This window comes from Bradyrhizobium sp. HKCCYLS2038, assembly GCF_051167655.1.
Classification (GTDB): Bacteria; Pseudomonadota; Alphaproteobacteria; order Rhizobiales; family Xanthobacteraceae; genus Bradyrhizobium.
This window is the reverse complement of record NZ_JBNPTM010000005.1, coordinates 386,638-403,647: the sequence shown is the minus strand read 5'-3', so window position 1 is coordinate 403,647 and position 17,010 is coordinate 386,638. Positions and strand designations below refer to the sequence as shown.

General features: G+C 65.2%; 11 protein-coding genes. 7 read left to right on the top strand and 4 right to left on the bottom strand.

The genetic code is table 11. The annotated features are described in order from the left end of the window. Window positions 1-177: 177 nt before the first annotated feature. The 3 genes from ACQR1I_RS23710 to ACQR1I_RS23700 all read right to left on the bottom strand — a co-directional run bounded on the left by ACQR1I_RS23710 (window position 178) and on the right by ACQR1I_RS23700 (window position 4,467). Window positions 178-1,434, bottom strand: coding sequence for a 2Fe-2S iron-sulfur cluster-binding protein (locus tag ACQR1I_RS23710; protein WP_434868198.1), 1,257 nt, complete (start codon window positions 1,432-1,434; stop codon window positions 178-180). Between the two features lie 53 nt (window positions 1,435-1,487). Continuing rightward, a complete protein-coding gene (locus ACQR1I_RS23705; protein WP_434868199.1) occupies window positions 1,488-2,588 on the bottom strand; it encodes a ferredoxin in 1,101 nt (366 codons plus the stop codon). A 1,417-nt stretch (window positions 2,589-4,005) separates the two neighbouring features. Then, window positions 4,006-4,467 carry an Lrp/AsnC family transcriptional regulator gene (locus ACQR1I_RS23700; protein WP_434868200.1) on the bottom strand — a complete coding sequence of 154 codons (462 nt, stop codon included), beginning with the start codon at window positions 4,465-4,467 and terminating at the stop codon, window positions 4,006-4,008. Between the two features lie 138 nt (window positions 4,468-4,605). Here ACQR1I_RS23700 and ACQR1I_RS23695 point away from each other — a divergent pair, with 138 nt between their 5' ends. The 5 genes from ACQR1I_RS23695 to ACQR1I_RS23675 all read left to right on the top strand — a co-directional run bounded on the left by ACQR1I_RS23695 (window position 4,606) and on the right by ACQR1I_RS23675 (window position 13,169). Beyond that, window positions 4,606-6,975, top strand: coding sequence for a transketolase (locus tag ACQR1I_RS23695; protein ID WP_434868201.1), 2,370 nt, complete (start codon window positions 4,606-4,608; stop codon window positions 6,973-6,975). 441 nt (window positions 6,976-7,416) lie between these two features. Further along, on the top strand, window positions 7,417-8,817 hold the full coding sequence (locus ACQR1I_RS23690) for a hypothetical protein (RefSeq protein WP_434868202.1): 1,401 nt from the start codon (window positions 7,417-7,419) through the stop codon (window positions 8,815-8,817). A gap of 218 nt (window positions 8,818-9,035) precedes the next feature. Continuing rightward, on the top strand, window positions 9,036-9,293 hold the full coding sequence (locus tag ACQR1I_RS23685) for a hypothetical protein (RefSeq protein ID WP_434868203.1): 258 nt from the start codon (window positions 9,036-9,038) through the stop codon (window positions 9,291-9,293). Window positions 9,294-9,347: 54 nt separating this feature from the next. Beyond that, window positions 9,348-11,537, top strand: a complete 2,190-nt coding sequence (locus ACQR1I_RS23680; protein WP_434868204.1) for a peptidase domain-containing ABC transporter — start codon at window positions 9,348-9,350, stop codon at window positions 11,535-11,537. Between the two features lie 201 nt (window positions 11,538-11,738). After that, the gene (locus tag ACQR1I_RS23675) at window positions 11,739-13,169 is read left to right on the top strand and encodes an aldehyde dehydrogenase family protein (protein ID WP_434868205.1); all 1,431 of its coding nucleotides are present in this window, start codon (window positions 11,739-11,741) and stop codon (window positions 13,167-13,169) included. A 111-nt stretch (window positions 13,170-13,280) separates the two neighbouring features. Here ACQR1I_RS23675 and ACQR1I_RS23670 read toward each other — a convergent pair whose 3' ends face one another. Next, window positions 13,281-14,249: an SMP-30/gluconolactonase/LRE family protein gene (locus ACQR1I_RS23670; RefSeq protein WP_434868206.1), complete on the bottom strand. Its 969-nt coding sequence runs from the start codon at window positions 14,247-14,249 to the stop codon at window positions 13,281-13,283. Between the two features lie 89 nt (window positions 14,250-14,338). Between ACQR1I_RS23670 and ACQR1I_RS23665 the strand changes: the two genes are divergently transcribed. Both ACQR1I_RS23665 and ACQR1I_RS23660 read left to right on the top strand, forming a co-directional pair. Next, complete coding sequence (locus tag ACQR1I_RS23665; RefSeq protein WP_434868207.1) at window positions 14,339-15,157, top strand: NAD-dependent epimerase/dehydratase family protein; 819 nt, start codon at window positions 14,339-14,341, stop codon at window positions 15,155-15,157. Between the two features lie 81 nt (window positions 15,158-15,238). Further along, complete coding sequence (locus ACQR1I_RS23660) at window positions 15,239-16,945, top strand: IlvD/Edd family dehydratase (RefSeq protein ID WP_434868208.1); 1,707 nt, start codon at window positions 15,239-15,241, stop codon at window positions 16,943-16,945. Window positions 16,946-17,010 lie beyond the last annotated feature (65 nt).

Below are 17,010 nucleotides of genomic sequence, written 5' to 3'. Positions count from 1 at the left end.
ATTCCGGGGCGCGCGGAGCGCGAGCCCGGAATCCATACGCCGCAGCCGTAGTGAGTCCGATGGCCTGAGTTGCCATCGCGCTTCGACACGGCGGCTCGTGGTTATGGACTCCGGGCTCGCTCGCTATCGCGAGCGCCCCGGAGTGACGACCGTTGATGACGCGCCGTATGGGGCCTCTCACACATGCCCCGACGCCATCTGATTGGCGGTGCGGCGGGGGCGGTCCTGCAGTTGGGGATCGCCGAGCGCGCGTTCGCGGACCAGCGACAGGGCGTGGTCGCGTTCGGCGGCCGCGCTGCGGCGGGGCTCGGGGCGGCGCGGGGCGAGATCGTCTTCGATCGGATCCTTCGGCACCAGCGACAGCGCGCGCTCGAACGGATCGAGCGAGCTGTCGCGGCTCTTGCCGCTCTCGGGCCTCGGCTCCGGCTCGGCTGGCCGGCGCGCCACCAGCGTCTTGATGCGGCCGATCAGGCCGGACGGTGCCTCCGGCGGCGCCGAATCGAACGGATCGGCGTAGAACGTCGCGCCGGCCTTCTCGACCATGCCGGCGAGCGCGCTGACCATGCGCGGCGAGCCGCAGGCATAGATGACATCAGAGGACGTCAGCGTCGGCATGTGCGGCTCGATGCGGCCGGTGCGGATCGACGGGTGATTGATCGGGCCTTCCTCCACGGTCGGAACGATCGTGACGTTCGGCAGCCGCGCGAGCTGCGCCAGGATCGGCGTCATGTAGAGCTGCGGCAGCTTCTTGGCGCCGGCGATGATCACCATCGGCCGGCTGCGGTTCTCGCGCAGCGCCATGGCCGCGATCGCCCAGATCGGCGCGAAGCCGGTGCCGCTGCCGGCGAGGACCAGGCGTCCGGCGCCGCCCGGACGCAGGAAGGCATGGCCATACGGCCCCTGGATGCGCAGCCGGTGGCCGGGGCGGATGCCGTTGCCGAGCGCCTGCGTCACGCGGCCGCCGCGCACCTTCTTGATGTTGAGATGGATGACGCGGCCGCCGATGCGGCCGTCGAACGAGGCGGTCGGGCTGTAGGCCCGCGCCGGATAGCCGGCGAAGGTGAACTTGAAGTACTGCCCGGGCAGATAGCTGATGCTCTTCTCCGGTGCGATCATCAGCTCCATGATATCGGGCGCGACCTCGCGCAGGCCGACCAGCCGCGCCTTGCTGATATCGATCTCGGGCACATCCTCCACATCGACGTCGAGGTCCGACACGACACGAGCCTGGCACGCATAGATCATGCCCTGCGTATGCGTCTCGCCACACACGGTTTGCCCCTTGGAGACGTGAACCATGCAGGTGCCGCAGGTGCCGGCGCGGCAGTCGAACGGAATCTCGACACCGTTGGCGAGCGCGCCATCGAGCAGCACGTCACCCGCGCGGACGCGGAACTGGCGGCCTTTGACGGTGACGGTCCTGAAGTTCGACATGGTTTACTCCTCGATCGAAGACGCTGTGACGGTGGGGAAGGTCGTGCCGCGGATCACGTGCCGGGTGAGACGCGGATCAGATTCTTGTTTGCCGTGCTCTCGAACCGGCTCGACCAGTAGTTCGACGCCATCACCGGCCGCTTCAGCCAGCTCACCTTCGGCGAGCGCAGCACCAGGAACCAGAAGAAGAACGGCGTCGTGACGAGATGCGAGACCAGCGGAAACCAGTCCGGCAGCAGCGACGCCGGGCCGGGCAGGCGGTACCAGTAGTAGGTGCTGATCGCGGCCGCGGCGAAGATGCGATGCATCTTGGTCCGTGTGGCCGGCTTGTAGCGCAGCACGTGCTCGCCGATCTTGAAGATGACGTAGCTGACGATGGCGGCCACGAACGGCCAGGCATAGGCGGTGATGATCTCGGCCTGCCCGACCTGCTCCGGCGGATAGTCCGGCACCTGGAACCAGCCCCAGACGAAGCCCGGAAAACTGCCGGTCAGGAAGTTGCCGAGGAACTGCTGCACCTTGGTGGGCACGCCCGCGGTCGGCGTCAGCTCCGGCGTCGAGTCCGGGCACGGATTGCTGCAGGCCTCGCAGATGTTGCAGCGGGCGTTCTTGAACGTCAGGGCCGGGTTGGTGCCGTAGAGCCGCTCGACCGGGTGGATCGGGCACAGCGAGGTGCACCAGCCCGAGCGCATCTCGAACACCGAGCCCATCGCGAACGCCATGAACGCGGCCGACAGCAGCATCAGCGCCGTCAGCGGTCCGTCGACATTCAGCCCGATGCGCCGCATCGGCACGACGATGAACAGCATGGTCACGCTGATCACCGCGAGCGTCGCCGCTCCCCATTCCGGCATGCGGATGTTCTGCGAGATGCCCATCTTGTTCGGAAGCAGATGGAAGGTCGCCATCGGGCAGATGTTGCGCCACAGGCCGGGCGAGATCGTCACCAGCGCCGGCGCGACCGGAATCAGGAGATTCCACATCAGCGCGATGCCGAGCGGAGGAAAGAACAGCAGCAGGTTCACCAGGAGAACGCCGACGACCAGCATCACCGTCTGCATCGTCAGCCAGAATCGCCGCTCGCCCCGTCCGGTGCTGCGGCTGCCCGGCTGTGCGGCCGGCTGATACCTGGCAGGCGCCACCTTCACCGCCACGTGAGCAAGCGGCCGGGCGTCTCTATATTGCGGAGCGTAGTCGTGTCGGGGCGAACGTTGAGCGCTGTTGTTCTGCATTGCTTTCCAGGTCGCGAGTTGGTCTTCACGATCGCGCCGACGTCACGGCTACAGGGGCGGAGTTGTTAGTCCCGCAATCCCTGCGACTCCGTGCCGCAGCGCATGCTGTGCCGCAGAATCTGACGGCGAGATGTGGCGCTTTTTGACGGCCAATATGGACGTCCCTGGGCCATGCTGCGGTCGGCCTGCGGCCGTTTGATCTGGATCAAATCGAGGAACATCAACGATTTGATTGGGGTCGACGGTGGATTTTTGCACTCGTTTGATCTGGATCAATGACGGCCTTGATCATGACAGACCGCAGGCGTGAATAAGGCGCCGCGCATGGAGATTCTCTTGGAGGCCCCATGGTTCGAGACGGCGCTTTCGCGCCTCCTCCATGCAGAGTTGCTGCTTTGAAGATCGGAGTTTTGCGCCTGTCTATCTTCGGGTCGTCATGGCCGGGCTTGTCCCGGCCATCCACGTCGTTCGGCACACTGAGGACGACGTGGATGCCCGGGACAAGCCCGGGCATGACGGAGTCACTCATTGGCAGCATCGTTGAGAGTGGCAGTTCCGTGCTGATCGTCTGTGCTGTTGTGCATTTCGCTATGCGACTGCACGTCGGGCAAATCAGCTCGTGCGTGCAAATCCTGTCCAGCCCCGCCGCGAAAAATAAACTGCTTGGCGACTTCGTAAAATCAGCATTATTGTCCCGCTCGTTCCGTTGCGTCGGAGGGGGCGTATCGCGGTCGTCATGGACGTCGGCAGCGGAATGCGATGGGCGTGTATCGTTGCAGCGTGATCAGTCGCGCCGACGAACAACGATGCACGCACGGTCAAGTCGCGCGGTCCTGGCACCCCGAAGCTGGTGTCCCGCGTCATGTGCTGATAGCGCATGGCGCGCACGGTGGCCAAAAGCCGGTGCACCGGGGAGAATGCGAAGCAGCCGTCAAAACCGTCGCGCAGGGAGGGCCGGGCGTTCTCGGCCAGACCTGTGGTACCTGCCGCCTGCATTTTTTTCGCAGGCGGGCCACGGGCGCGGCCAGCGCCCGGCCTTCCCTGCGCCCTTCATCTTACGGAGGGCGATGAGATCAGCACAACTCGGGCGCAAGGCGCCGCGGGAAAGCTAACGTATGTGGCGTAGGGGCTGACAATGAGTTCGCTTTCATCAGTGCGAGCGATGACGAAAAGTCTCACCCAGCCCTCCGCTGTCGTCCCGGCGAACGCCGGGACCCATACCCCCAGGGAGGAGTTTGAGGCCGGCTGGTCATTGGCTTTTTCGCGCTTCACAACCGCCGCGACGTATGGGTCCCGGCGTTCGACGGGACGACGGTGGTGGGCGTGGCGGCACCTCGGCTCACACCGGCAATGCGATCGAATACTTCACCTGGCTCAGCGCAAAGCTCGACTCGATCGAGGCGATGCCGTCGAGCCTTGTCAATTTGGTCTTCAGGAACGCCTCGTAGGAGGAGAGATCTGCCGCCACCACGCGCAGCATGTAGTCGCGATTGCCGGTCATCAGATAGCACTCGAGTACTTCGGGCCAGGCGGAGATCGCCTTTTCAAAGCGCTTGAGATCCTCCTCCTTCTGCCGCGCCAGCTTGATGGAGATGAAGACGGAGACGTGCAGCCCGAGCGCCTTCTGGTCGACGGTGGCGATGTAGCGGGTGATGACGCCGCGCTCTTCCAAGAGCTTGACGCGGCGGTGGCAGGGCGACACCGACAGGCCGACCTTGTCGGCGAGCTCCTGCATGGTGATGCGGCCGTCGGCCTGGAGATGGCCGAGGATCTTGCGGTCGATGGCGTCGAGGTCGGGCATTGGGATGAGTCACCGAAAATTGCGGCTTCGATGGGAAAATATCCCAATAATAGCCTCCGGTGCGCGATATTTTGAGAATTTCGGCCGCCGGAGGAGGATTAAAATGGCTCATTCAACAAACCGTCCGGGAGCAGCGCCATGGCCAAGCCATCCGCATCGTCAGACCGTCTCGACATCCTGAACGCGCTGACCCGCAAGGCGCTGTGGCTGTCGTCCTGGACCATCCACCACGCCAACCACATCCGGCCGAACACCGATGGATTGAAGGTCGGCGGCCACCAGGCGTCGTCGGCCTCGCTCGCGACCATCATGTCGGCGCTGTACTTCTCGGTGCTGCGTCCGGAGGACCGCGTCGCGGTGAAGCCGCATGCGAGCCCGGTGTTCCACGCCATCCAGTACCTGTTCGGCCGGCAGACGAAAGAGAAGCTGGAGAACTTCCGCGGTTTCAAGGGCGCGCAGTCCTATCCGTCGCGCACCAAGGATGTCGACGACGTCGACTTCTCGACCGGCTCGGTCGGCCTCGGCGTCGCGCAGACGCTGTTCTCCTCGCTGGTGCAGGACTACGTCAAGGCGCATGGCTGGATGAAGGACCGCCGCGAGGGCCGCATGATCGCGCTCGTCGGCGATGCCGAGATGGACGAAGGCAACATCTTCGAGGCGCTGGCGGAGGGCTGGAAGCACGGCCTGCGCAACACCTGGTGGATCGTCGACTACAACCGCCAGAGCCTGGACGCCGTGGTGCGCGAAGGCCTGTGGGAGAAGTTCGAGACCATGTTCCGCAATTTCGGCTGGGACGTGGTGATCGTGAAATACGGCCGGCTGATGCGCGAGGCGTTCGCCGAGCCAGGCGGCGAAGCGCTGCGCCGATGGATCGACAACTGTCCTAACGCGCTCTATGCGGCCTTGTGCTTCCAGGGCGGCGCCGCGTTCCGCAAGCACATCCAGGACGAGATCGGCGACCAGGGCGACGTGACGCGGCTCCTCGACAAGCGCAGCGACGACGAACTGCTGGCGCTGATGAGCAACCTCGGCGGTCACGACATGGCGAGCATGCTGGAGGCGTTCGAGTCCATCGACCACGATCGTCCGGTCTGCTTCATCGCCTATACCATCAAGGGCGTCGGACTGCCGTTCCAGGGCCACAAGGACAATCACGCCGGCCTGATGACGGTCGCGCAGATGGAGAAGTGGCGCGCACAGCAAAACATCCGCCCGGGCCACGAGTGGGACAAGTTCGAAGGCCTGACACAGGATGCGACGACGCTTGACGCGTTCCTGGCGTCGGTGCCGTTCAACCGCGACGGCCGCCGGCTCGATGATGCCGTGCTCGACGTGCCCCAGCGGCTGACCTTCACCGCGGCGGCGCAGATGTCGACGCAGCAGGGTTTTGGCCTGATCCTCAACGACCTCGCCCGCGGCGACAGCGCGCTGGCCTCGCGCATCGTCACGTCGTCGCCCGACGTCACCGTCTCGACCAATCTCGGCGCCTGGGTCAATCGCCGCGGCCTGTTCGCCCGCGCCGAGAAGGCCGACCTGTTCCGCAGCGAGAAGATCCCATCGACCTTCAACTGGGCGGCCTCGCCGAAGGGCCAGCACCTCGAGCTCGGAATTGCCGAGATGAACCTGTTCATCATGGCGTCGGCGCTCGGCCTGTCGCATTCCATCAACGGCGCGCGGCTGCTGCCGGTCGTCACGTTGTATGACCCCTTCATCGAGCGTGGCCTCGATGCGCTGAACTACGCCTGCTACCAGGATGCGCGTTTCATGGTCGTCGCGACGCCGTCGGGCGTCACGCTCGCGCCGGAGGGCGGCGCGCACCAGTCGATCGCGACGCCGCTGATCGGCATGGCGCAGGACGGGCTGTCGTCGTTCGAGCCGGCCTTCGTCGACGAGCTCGCCGCGATCATGAAATGGGGCTTTGCCCAGATGCAAGCCGCGCCGGGTGAGGGTGGTTCGGTCTATCTCCGACTGACGACGCGCAGCATCGATCAGCCGCAGCGGATCATGTCGCCCGAGCTGGAGGCCGACATCGCCGCCGGTGCCTATTGGCTGCGCAAGCCGGGGCCGAATGCGGAGGTGATCGTCGCCTATACCGGCGCGGTGGCGCCGGAGGCGATCGAGGCGACCGGGCTGATCGGCGAGTCCCGCCGCGATGTCGGCCTGCTCGCGATCACCTCGGCGGACCGGCTGCATGCGGGGTGGACGGCGGCACGCAGCCTGCGGCGGCATCGCCGAGGCGTGCAGCATCTCAGCCATGTCGAGCAACTGCTGGCGCCGCTGCCGCGCGATTGCGGCATCGTTACCGTCATCGACGGCCACCCGGCGACGCTCGGCTGGCTCGGCTCGGTGCGCGGCCATCGCGTCGAGGCGCTGGGCGTCGAGAAATTCGGCCAGACCGGGACCATCGACGATCTCTACCGCCACAACGGCATGGACGCGAACGCGATCATCGACGCGGCCGAGAGCCTCACCGGCGCGCCGGTGCGGCATCGCAAGATGGCGGTGTGAGGGGAGGCAGTCGATCAGATGTCCAAACAGCGCACGCCTCCCTCGCTGGCGGCGAGAGAGGCGGGCTGAGCAAGCGGAGGCAAAAGGTTCGTGCTGAAATCAACAGCTGAAATAGGGGTCGACCAACTGTCCGTTATGAAATCGGTTCGGGCGTTGTCCGAACATCACCCGATCCGCTGATGAGAATAGCCGGGCTTCTGACGGCTCATTGTGAAGCAGTTCACATTTGCGCAGGATTTTCTTGCGGCCTTGAGATGCCTGTTTTTTCAGCGATTTTTTCGGTGACTGCCGGATTCTCGACGAGATGACGACGGCCCCGACTGCGGCAGATGCTTCGGTGTGGCTCGAAAGCGACGTCGCGAGGGCATTCGCGCGGCGACGGGTAGACGCGTAGTTCCGGCACCCCTAGTTTCGCGCGGTGAGCTGGCGATCGACGAACTGTTGCGTGAGATGCTGAACCTGAACGCCGTGGGACAGAGTGTCGAGACGCAGGTCGTGAATGCGGCGCGGCGTCTGCGCCCCGCGGTCAGTCGGAGCGCGACGGCAGAGGCGGGAGTCGAAAGCAGGCCTCTGCCGCAGCTTCGCAGCGAAGTCTATCGCGAGATCATCAGCGCCCCGCCACCGCTGCTGGTTCGTGCGGGCGCCGTCGTCACCGCGATCGCGCTTGCGACTGTGCTCATCGTCGCGAGTCTCGTGCCTTATCCTTCCGTCGTCGGCGGCCGTGCGCATGTCGTGTCCGCCGAAATGCCGGTGACGCTGCTCAGCCGCGGCAGCGGCAAGCTGGCCCTGCTCAAGGTGAAAGACGGCGACGAGGTCGAGCGCGACCAGATCCTGACCGTGCTCGACGACGGCAGCGACGTGCGTCAGCTGCTGCAGCTCGCGCAATGGCTCGCCAGCCTTCCGGCGGATCTGTCGCAGAGCGCTGCGCTTCCGACGCTGCCCGCGGTGACCCCGGCGCGGCTCGGCAGCGCGGCAGCTCCGCTGCTTGCGGTGGTGCAGGCGCTCGGCAATCTCAAGACCTTCCGCGCCTCGACCGAGACGTCCGACCAGGTGGCGCAGCTGCGGCAGGTCGTGGCGACCTACCGGCAGCTGGTCGGACAGTTTGCCGACAAGGAAAATGCCGCAGAGGCCTCGCTGAAGGCCGACCAGCGCATGCAGGCGGGCCGCGAGACCCTGATCGCCAAGGGCCTGGCCGCCCCGGCCTATCTCGACAGATTCGAACAGGGCAAGCAGTCGCAGCGCGACCGCGTCGCCGAGGCGCGCATCGCCACCGCCCGTCACCTCGCGACCATCGCCTCGACCGAGCGCGAGATCAGCGCGCTGCTGTCAGCTCATCGCGACCGCGACACCGAGATGGTCGGGCGGCTGTCGAGCGCGCTGCGCGATCTGCGCGGCGTGATGCAGGAGTGGGATCGTATCAACGTCATTCGCGCACCGCAGGCAGGCCGCGTACGGTTGTTCGGTCTCTGGTCCGAAGCACAGAACATTCGTTCGGGTGACACGTTCGCGATCGTCGAGCCGGTTCATTCGACGCCGTCGGCGTTTGCGTTCATTCCGGAAGCGGGATTCGGCAAGGTCAGGCTCGGGCAGAAGGTCGTGATCCGGCTCGATGCCTATCCGCGGCTCGAATTCGGCCAGCTCGAGGCCAGGGTGGCCGCGATCAGCGCGGTCGCGATCGACGGCAAATACAGGGTTCTGCTCGATCTTCCGAATGGACTGACGCTGTCGAGCGGCAAGACCGTGCAGTTCGCGCAGAACATGGACGGCGATGCACGGATCGAGGTGAACAATCTACGGCTGATCCAGCAAGTGTTCGCGCATCTCGCGTCGTGGACCGAGTAGTACGAAGGCCGGGCGATTAGTTCACGCACCGGACGTCGTGATCTGCAACGTGATCGTACGACAACAGCCGGACACGAAAATGCCGTGGCTGCAGTGATTTCGCGTTGTCGTGGCGACTATGCATGCCATCATTCATTGGCCGGTATTTGGGGACAGGGGACCGGTGGACGAAGCAAACCGCGGCGGCAGTGTCGCACAGCAGGAAAGGCATCACATCCATGCAGACTGATCTCGCGCAGGGACAGGCGCGCAGGCTTTCGGACGACGAGCTGCGGCAGATCACCGGCGGCAACTTCGCGCTGGCGACCGGCCTCAGCGCCATCTTCTCCGGCTTCAATGCCGTTCTCAAGGCGGTGGAAGGGCTTGTCGTGAAGGCCTCGCACAACAATCCGAAGGTCATCTCCGGCATCAACACCTTCAATCAGATTACGACCGGCGTCGAGAACGTCGCCGTCGGCGTCGCCCAGATCATCTGATCCGCGTTCGTCGGGCCGTCGGCGTTCGGCGGCCCGGCGTCCGGCTTGCGTAGCATGGCCGCGTTTCCTCATTATCAGCAACCGGATGCGACGAGCTGCGTGCCGACCTGCCTGCGCATCGTCGCGCGTCACTACGGTAAGCTCATTCCACAGGCTGAGGTGGAGGAGATTGTCCACAAGAGCCGGCACGGTGCCGACCTGCTGTCGATCTGCAAGGCGGCGGAGGAGATCGGCTTTCGCACGCTGCCGGTGAGCTGCGATCTGGTGGCGCTGATCGAGCAGGACCGCTTTCCCTTTCTCGTCCATTGGAAGCAGAATCATTTCGTCGTCGTCCACCGCATCAGCGCCGGCCGCGTTCATGTCTCGGATCCTGCGGCGTCAGGTCTGATCGATCATTCCTTCGAAGACTTCCATCAGGCGTGGGCCACTCATATCGAGAATGATCGGCCGGTTGGCGTCGCCGTATTCTTCGAGCCGACGCCGGCCTTGCGCGACTGGCATTCGTCCAGCGCGCAGCCGTCCACACCTTGGCGGCATCTGCTGAACTATGCACTGGCGCATCGCGAGCTCGTGGTCCAGCTCATGATTGCGACCGGCGTCGGCTGCGCGCTCGCCTTCATCGCGCCGTTCCTCACCCAGTCGCTGGTCGATCAGGGCATCGAGCGCGGCGACGTCTCGCTGGTCACCGTGCTGATCGCTGCCCAGGTCTGTCTGATGCTCGGGCAGACCACGATCACGCTGATCCGCGGCTGGCTGATGCTGTACCTGTCATCGCGGATCAGCATCGCGATGATCGCCGACTTCCTGCAGACGATCCTCAATTTGCCGATGAGCTTCTTCGATGCGCGCACCACCGGCGATGTGATCCAGCGGCTCAACGACAACCACCGCATCGAGGGCTTCCTCACCTCGGGCGTGCTGGAGGCAGCGTTCTCGCTGCTGACGCTCTTGGTCTATGCCATCGTCATCGCGACCTACGGCTGGGTGATCCTGCTGATCTTCCTCGCCGGCGCGATCCTCAACGTTGCCTATGTCACACGCTTTCTCGCGACCCGCAGGCGTATCGATCACCAGCGCTTCGGCGAGGCCGCACAAGCCCTGGCCACCGAAATGGAGCTGGTGCAGGCGGTGGCGGAGGTCAAGGCGACCGGGGCGGCGACGCAGAAGCGCTGGGCCTGGGAACATGTCCAGGTTCGGCTATTCAAAGTCCAGCTCGCGGCGATGAAGCTGCAGCAGTTCCAGCAAGCCGGATCGGCGCTGATCTCGTCGAGCACCTCGATCGGCGCCAATGCATTCGCCGCCTACGCCGTCATCCGCGGCGACCTGACGCTCGGTGCCATGATGGCGCTGACCGCCATGCTCGGGCAGATGACCGCCTCGCTGGACCATCTGGTGTTCCTGGTCCAGCGCGCTCAGGATGCCGTGCTGAGCCTGAGGCGGATCACGGAGGTGCATGCAGCGGAGCCGGAGGATCGCGCCGACCGGGTCTATGCGCCGGTGCCGAGTGGGGATATCGTGTTTGAGGATGTCTCGTTCCGGTATGGCAATCCCAATTTGCCGCCGGTGCTGGATCGGATCTCGCTGGTCATTCCGGAGGGCGGAATGACGGCGATCGTCGGCGCCAGCGGCAGCGGCAAGACGACGCTGCTCAAGCTGCTGCTCAAATTCTACGAACCGGAGAGCGGCGAGATCCGGGTTGGCGATACGCCGCTGAGCCAGCTCCGCGCCCGCGATTGGCGCGACGTCTGCGGCGCCGTGATGCAGGATGGCCATGTGTTCGCCGATACGATTGCGCGCAACATCGCCCTGACGGACGAACGCATCGACCGGCGCCGGCTGCTATGGGCAGCCGATGTGGCGAATGCGCGTGGTTTCATCGAGCGGCTGCCGACGGGCTACAATACCAGGATCGGTGAGAACGGCCTCGGCCTGTCGGGCGGCCAGATGCAGCGGCTGCTCATCGCGCGGGCGATCTATCGCCAACCGCAGCTACTGTTGCTCGACGAGGCGACGTCGGCGCTGGACGCCAGCGCGGAGGCTACGGTGTCGGCCAATTTTGCCCGGCTGACGGAGGGATTGACCAAGGTGGTGATCGCCCACCGTCTGAGCACGGTGCGCAATGCGGATCAGATCATTGTGCTCGATCGCGGACGCATCGTGGAGACGGGGACGCACCGGCAGTTGGCTGCAGGCCGCGGGCTGTATTTCAATCTCGTCCGCAACCAACTCGAGATTGGCGCCTGACCGCCTCGCATTGTGCACCGCAAGACGATCGGGGCTGATGAGCGCGGGCTGACTTGCGCGCAGCGCGGCCTTGCTCCTATATCCGCGGGACGCAACCCCGGTCCCCGCATGTGGCGGGTTCATCCCGCGGATCGCGCGTGCCAGGATGCCGGCCCGCGCGCTGCCGCCCTCCCATATGCTTCCACGTGAAGAGGTTTTCCGATGGTCAATCGCCTGCAATTCTACATCGACGGCGCCTGGGTCGATCCGGTCGTCAAGAAGTCCACCCCGGTCGTGAATCCGGCGACCGAAGAGGCGATGTACGAGGTTGCACTGGGCTCCAAGGCCGACGTCGACAAGGCCGTGGCTGCCGCCAAGCGGGCCTTCGAGACCTTTTCGCAGACCTCGCGCGAGGAGCGCGTCGCCCTGCTCGAGAAGATCATCGCGATCTACAAGGGCCGCATGAAGGAGATCGGTGCCGCCGTCTCCGACGAGATGGGCGCGCCGCTGCCGATGGCCGAGAAGCTGCAGGCCGGCGCCGGCCTCGGTCACCTGATGTCGACGCTGGATGTGCTCAAGAAGTACGAATTCGAGGAGACGCTGCCGTCGTCCGTGGTGGTGCGCGAGCCGGTCGGCGTGGTCGGCATGATCACGCCCTGGAACTGGCCGCTCAACCAGATCGCCTGCAAGGTCGCGCCGGCGCTGGCCGCGGGCTGCACCATGATCCTGAAGCCGTCGGAGTTCACGCCGACCTCGGCGCTGATCTTCGCCGAGATCCTGCATGAAGCCGGCGTGCCGAAGGGCGTGTTCAACCTGGTCAACGGCCTCGGCCCGGAGGTCGGCGCTGCGATGAGCGAGCATCCGGACATCGACATGATCTCGTTCACCGGCTCGACCCGCGCCGGCATCGACGTCGCCAAGCGCGCTGCGCCGACGGTGAAGCGCGTCAGCCAGGAGCTCGGTGGCAAGTCGCCGAACGTGATCCTGGAGGGCTCCGACCTGACCAAGGCGGTGACCGGCGGCGTCATGCACATGTTCAACAACTCCGGCCAGTCGTGCAACGCGCCGTCGCGCATGATCGTGCCGGCGGCCCGGATGAAGGAAGTCGCGGCCATCGCCAAGGGCGTCGCCGACAAGACCAAGGCGGGTGATCCGCGCGGCGAGGGCACCACGATCGGCCCGGTCGTCAATCGCGGCCAGTGGGACAAGATCCAGGCGCTGATCAACAAGGGCATCGAGGAGGGCGCGACCCTGGTCGCCGGTGGTCCCGGCCTGCCCGAGGGCGTCAACAAGGGCTTCTATGTCCGCCCGACGATCTTCGCCGACGTCAAGCCCGAGATGACGATCTCGCGCGAGGAGATCTTCGGGCCGGTGCTGGTCATCATCGGCGCGAGCGACGAGGCGGAGGCGGTCAAGATCGCCAACGACACGCCCTATGGGCTCGCCGGCTATGTCACGGCGCCGACGATCGAGAAGGCCCGCGAGGTCGGCCGCAAGATCCGCGCCGGCAACGTCAATCTGCAGGGCGTTCCGAACGACCGCACCGCGCCGTTCGGCGGCTACAAGCAGTCCGGCAACGGCCGCGAGTGGGGCCGGTTCGGCTTCGAGGAGTATCTCGAGGTCAAGGCCGTCGCGGGCTACAACGCGGCCTGATTGGTGAGGATGCGTGGGGTGGGCAAAGCGCAGCGTGCCCACCGTTCGCGCCAACAACGAAGCAGGTGGGCACGGCGCTCCGCGCCTTTGCCCACCCTACGTCACCGGGTGTCAGCCCCCCAATGCGCCCTGCGTGTTCACGTAGAGCGCGTAGATCGACTGGCTGGCGGCCATGAACAGGCGGTTGCGCTTGAGGCCGCCGAAGCAGAGATTGGCGCAGCGCTCGGGCAGAGCGATGCGGCCGATCGGCGCGCCATCGGGCGCGAAAATCATGACGCCGTCGAGCTCGGGCTTGCCCATGCCCCAGCCGCACCAGAGATTGCCGTCGACGTCGCAGCGCATGCCATCCGGAGTCCCCGGTCCGGCATCGATATGGACTCGCTTGTTGGCGAGCTTGGTGCCGTCGGCGGACACGTCATAGGCGAGGATCTTGCGGTTCGGAACGCCGCGGGATTCGACGATATAGAGGATGGATTCATCGGGCGAGAAGCACAGTCCGTTCGGTCCCAGCACGCCCTCGGCAACGATCGTCGCCTGACCGGTGGCACCGTCGATCCGGTACACGTTGGCGTCGATCTCGGGCTCGGCCTTGTAGCCCTCGTAATTGCCGAGCAGGCCGAAGGTCGGATCGGTGAACCAGATCGAGCCGTCGGATTTGACGACGACGTCATTCGGCGAGTTCAGGCGCTTGCCGTCGAAGGAGTCGATCAGCACCGTGATCGAGCCGTCATATTCGGTGCGGGTGACGCGGCGGCCGCCATGCTCGCAGGTGACGAGCCGGCCCTGGCGGTCACGGGTGTTGCCGTTGGCGAAGTTGGAGGGCTTGCGGAACACCGAGACGGCGCCGGTTTCCTCCTCCCATTTCAGGATGCGCTGGTTGGGAATGTCGCTGCACAAGAGATAGCGCCCGTCGCCGAACCACACCGGCCCCTCGGCCCAGCGCAGGCCCGTAGCCAGCCGTTCGACGGCCGAGAGCTTGAGCCAGTACTTCTCGAAGCGCGGATCCAGCGCCTGGATCGCCGGATCGGGATAGAAGCTGGCAGGGCGCCAGCCCTGGCTATGAGCGTTTCCGTCGGACATTTGGCCGGTCCCGTTATTGCACCGTTGCGATCTCTGCTATCATTGGCCGCTAACGACCGCAAACCTGCGGGGCGAACACGAGGAATGAAATGCCACGTATCTTGATGACCGGTGCGAGCGGAGGAATCGGCTCTTCCTTGCGGAAGCTGCTGCCGCCGATCTATCCGGACCTTTTGCTCAGCGACCTCCGACCTCCGGCCGACCTCTCCAGCCAGGAGACCTTCAAGGCGGCCGATCTTGCCGACCTGTCCCAGGTCGAGGCGCTGTGCGACGGCGTCGATGGCATCATCCACTTCGGCGGCTATTCTGTCGAAGGCCCCTGGAACGACATCCTGCAGGCCAACATCATCGGCGCGTACAACCTGTTCGAGGCCGCTCGCCGCAAGGGCGTCAAGCGCGTCGTGTTCGCGTCGTCGAACCACGCGGTCGGTTTCTATCCGCGCCATCGCAAGATCGATAACGACGTGCAGCCACGCCCCGACGGACGCTACGGCGTCAGCAAGGTGTTCGGCGAGGCGCTCGGCTCGCTCTACGCCGACAAGCACGGACTGAAGGTCACGTGTCTGCGGATCGGCAATTTCGGCGACAAGCCGCTCGATAAGCGCCGGCTGTCGATCTGGCTGAAGCCCGAGGATCTGGTGCAACTCTGCCGCATCGGCCTCGAGCATCCGGATATCCATTTCGAGGTGCTCTACGGCGCTTCGCTGAACGAACGGGCCTGGTGGGACAACCAGCGCGCCTATGATCTCGGCTATCGCCCGAGCGGCCGCGCCGAGGATTTCCGCGAGCATGCCTTGGCCGAGCAGGCCAAAATGAAGGCCGATCCGATCGGAGACTATTTCCAGGGTGGCGCGTTCTGCACCACGGAGTTCGATGGCGACACCAGCCGGATCATCGACTGGGGCTGACCAGAGGTCGTCATTCCGGGGCGCGTCCGCGCCTCGGAATGACAACGACAGATAATAAGAAACAGAAGCGAAGAGACTGACATGACCGACGGCCTACGCAAGGGACTGACCGCTTATGGCGATGCCGGCTTCTCGCTGTTCCTGCGCAAGGCCTTCATCAAGGCGGCCGGCTATTCCGACGACGCGCTCGATCGCCCGATCGTCGGCATCACCAATACCTATAGCGATTACAATCCCTGCCACGGCAACGTGCCGCAGATCCTGGAGGCGGTGAAGCGCGGCGTGATGCTGTCGGGTGCGATGCCGTTCGTGTTTCCGACCATCTCGATCGCCGAAAGCTTTGCGCATCCGACCTCGATGTATCTGCGCAACCTGATGGCGATGGAAACCGAGGAGATGATCCGCGCGCAGCCGATGGATGCGGTGGTGGTCATCGGTGGTTGTGACAAGACGCTGCCGGCGCAGATCATGGCGGCGGTGTCGGCCGATCTGCCGACTGTCGTCATTCCCGTAGGGCCGATGGTGGTCGGGCATCACAAGGGCGAGGTGCTCGGTGCGTGCACCGATTGCCGCAGGCTGTGGGCCAAGTATCGTGCCGGCGAGATGGACGACAGCGAGATCGAGGCGGTCAATGGCCGGCTTGCGCCGTCGGTCGGCACCTGCATGGTGATGGGCACGGCCTCGACTATGGCCTGCATCACCGAGGCGCTCGGACTGTCACTGCCGATGAGCGCGACCATCCCGGCGCCTCATGCCGAGCGCTTCCGCTCGGCCGAGGCCAGTGGCCGGGTCGCGGCGGACATGGCCAAGGCAAAGGGGCCGAAGCCGAGCGAGCTCCTGACGCCGGCAGCCTTCCGCAATGCGCAGGTGGTGCTTCAGGCGATCGGCGGCTCGACCAACGGGCTCGTCCATCTCACGGCCATTGCCGGACGGACGCCGCATAACATCGACCTCGATGCGTTCGACCGCATCGGCCGCGAGGTCCCGGTGCTCATCGACCTCAAGCCGTCGGGCGATCACTACATGGAGCATTTCCACCATGCCGGTGGCGTGCCGAAGCTGATGAAGCAGCTCGGAGGTCTCATCGATCTCGACTGCCGCTCGATCACCGGCCAGTCGCTGCGCGACATCGTCGCTGCCGCTGAGGACGTGCCGGGGCAGGACGTGATCCGCTCGCGCGAGGACGCGATCAAGCCGGAGGGGGGGCTCGCCGTGCTGCGCGGCAATCTCGCGCCGCGCGGCGCGGTCATCAAGCACTCGGCCGCGAGCCCGAAGCTGCTTCAACATACGGGGCGCGCGGTCGTGTTCGAGTCGATCGAGGACATGACCTTGCGGGTCGATGATCCCGGTCTCGACGTCTCCGCCGATGACGTTCTGGTGCTGCGCAATGCCGGGCCGAAAGGCGCGCCCGGGATGCCGGAGGCCGGCTATCTGCCAATCCCGAAAAAGCTCGCGCGCGGCGGCACCAAGGACATGGTGCGCATCTCCGACGCGCGGATGAGTGGCACCGCGTTCGGCACCATCGTGTTGCACATCACCCCTGAGTCCGCCGTGGGCGGCCCGCTGGCATTGGTGCAGACCGGTGACATGATCCGGCTCGACGTCGCCAGGCGCAGCATCGACCTGCTGGTCGACGACGCTGAGCTGGCTAAACGGCGCGCCGCGCTGCAACAAGAAATAGCGCCGGAATGGGCCGCGCGCGGCTACGCCCATCTGTTTCACGAAACCATTCTCCAGGCCGATGACGGCTGTGATTTCGATTTCATGCGTAGCAAGGGAAAAGGCTGAGCTACTTATCCCATCATTGGTGGCAATTCCGGCGCCGACAGTGCAGGTGCCGGGGCGTGCTCAAT

Bases quoted from the DNA above. Each gene is read 5' to 3' on its own strand.
- ACQR1I_RS23670 (WP_434868206.1), bottom strand. From the start codon at position 14,249: ATGTCCGACGGAAACGCTCATAGCCAGGGCTGGCGCCCTGCCAGCTTC.
- ACQR1I_RS23665 (WP_434868207.1), top strand. From the start codon at position 14,339: ATGCCACGTATCTTGATGACCGGTGCGAGCGGAGGAATCGGCTCTTCC.
- ACQR1I_RS23710 (WP_434868198.1), bottom strand. From the start codon at position 1,434: ATGTCGAACTTCAGGACCGTCACCGTCAAAGGCCGCCAGTTCCGCGTC.
- ACQR1I_RS23685 (WP_434868203.1), top strand. From the start codon at position 9,036: ATGCAGACTGATCTCGCGCAGGGACAGGCGCGCAGGCTTTCGGACGAC.
- ACQR1I_RS23700 (WP_434868200.1), bottom strand. From the start codon at position 4,467: ATGCCCGACCTCGACGCCATCGACCGCAAGATCCTCGGCCATCTCCAG.
- ACQR1I_RS23680 (WP_434868204.1), top strand. From the start codon at position 9,348: ATGGCCGCGTTTCCTCATTATCAGCAACCGGATGCGACGAGCTGCGTG.
- ACQR1I_RS23695 (WP_434868201.1), top strand. From the start codon at position 4,606: ATGGCCAAGCCATCCGCATCGTCAGACCGTCTCGACATCCTGAACGCG.
- ACQR1I_RS23675 (WP_434868205.1), top strand. From the start codon at position 11,739: ATGGTCAATCGCCTGCAATTCTACATCGACGGCGCCTGGGTCGATCCG.
- ACQR1I_RS23660 (WP_434868208.1), top strand. From the start codon at position 15,239: ATGACCGACGGCCTACGCAAGGGACTGACCGCTTATGGCGATGCCGGC.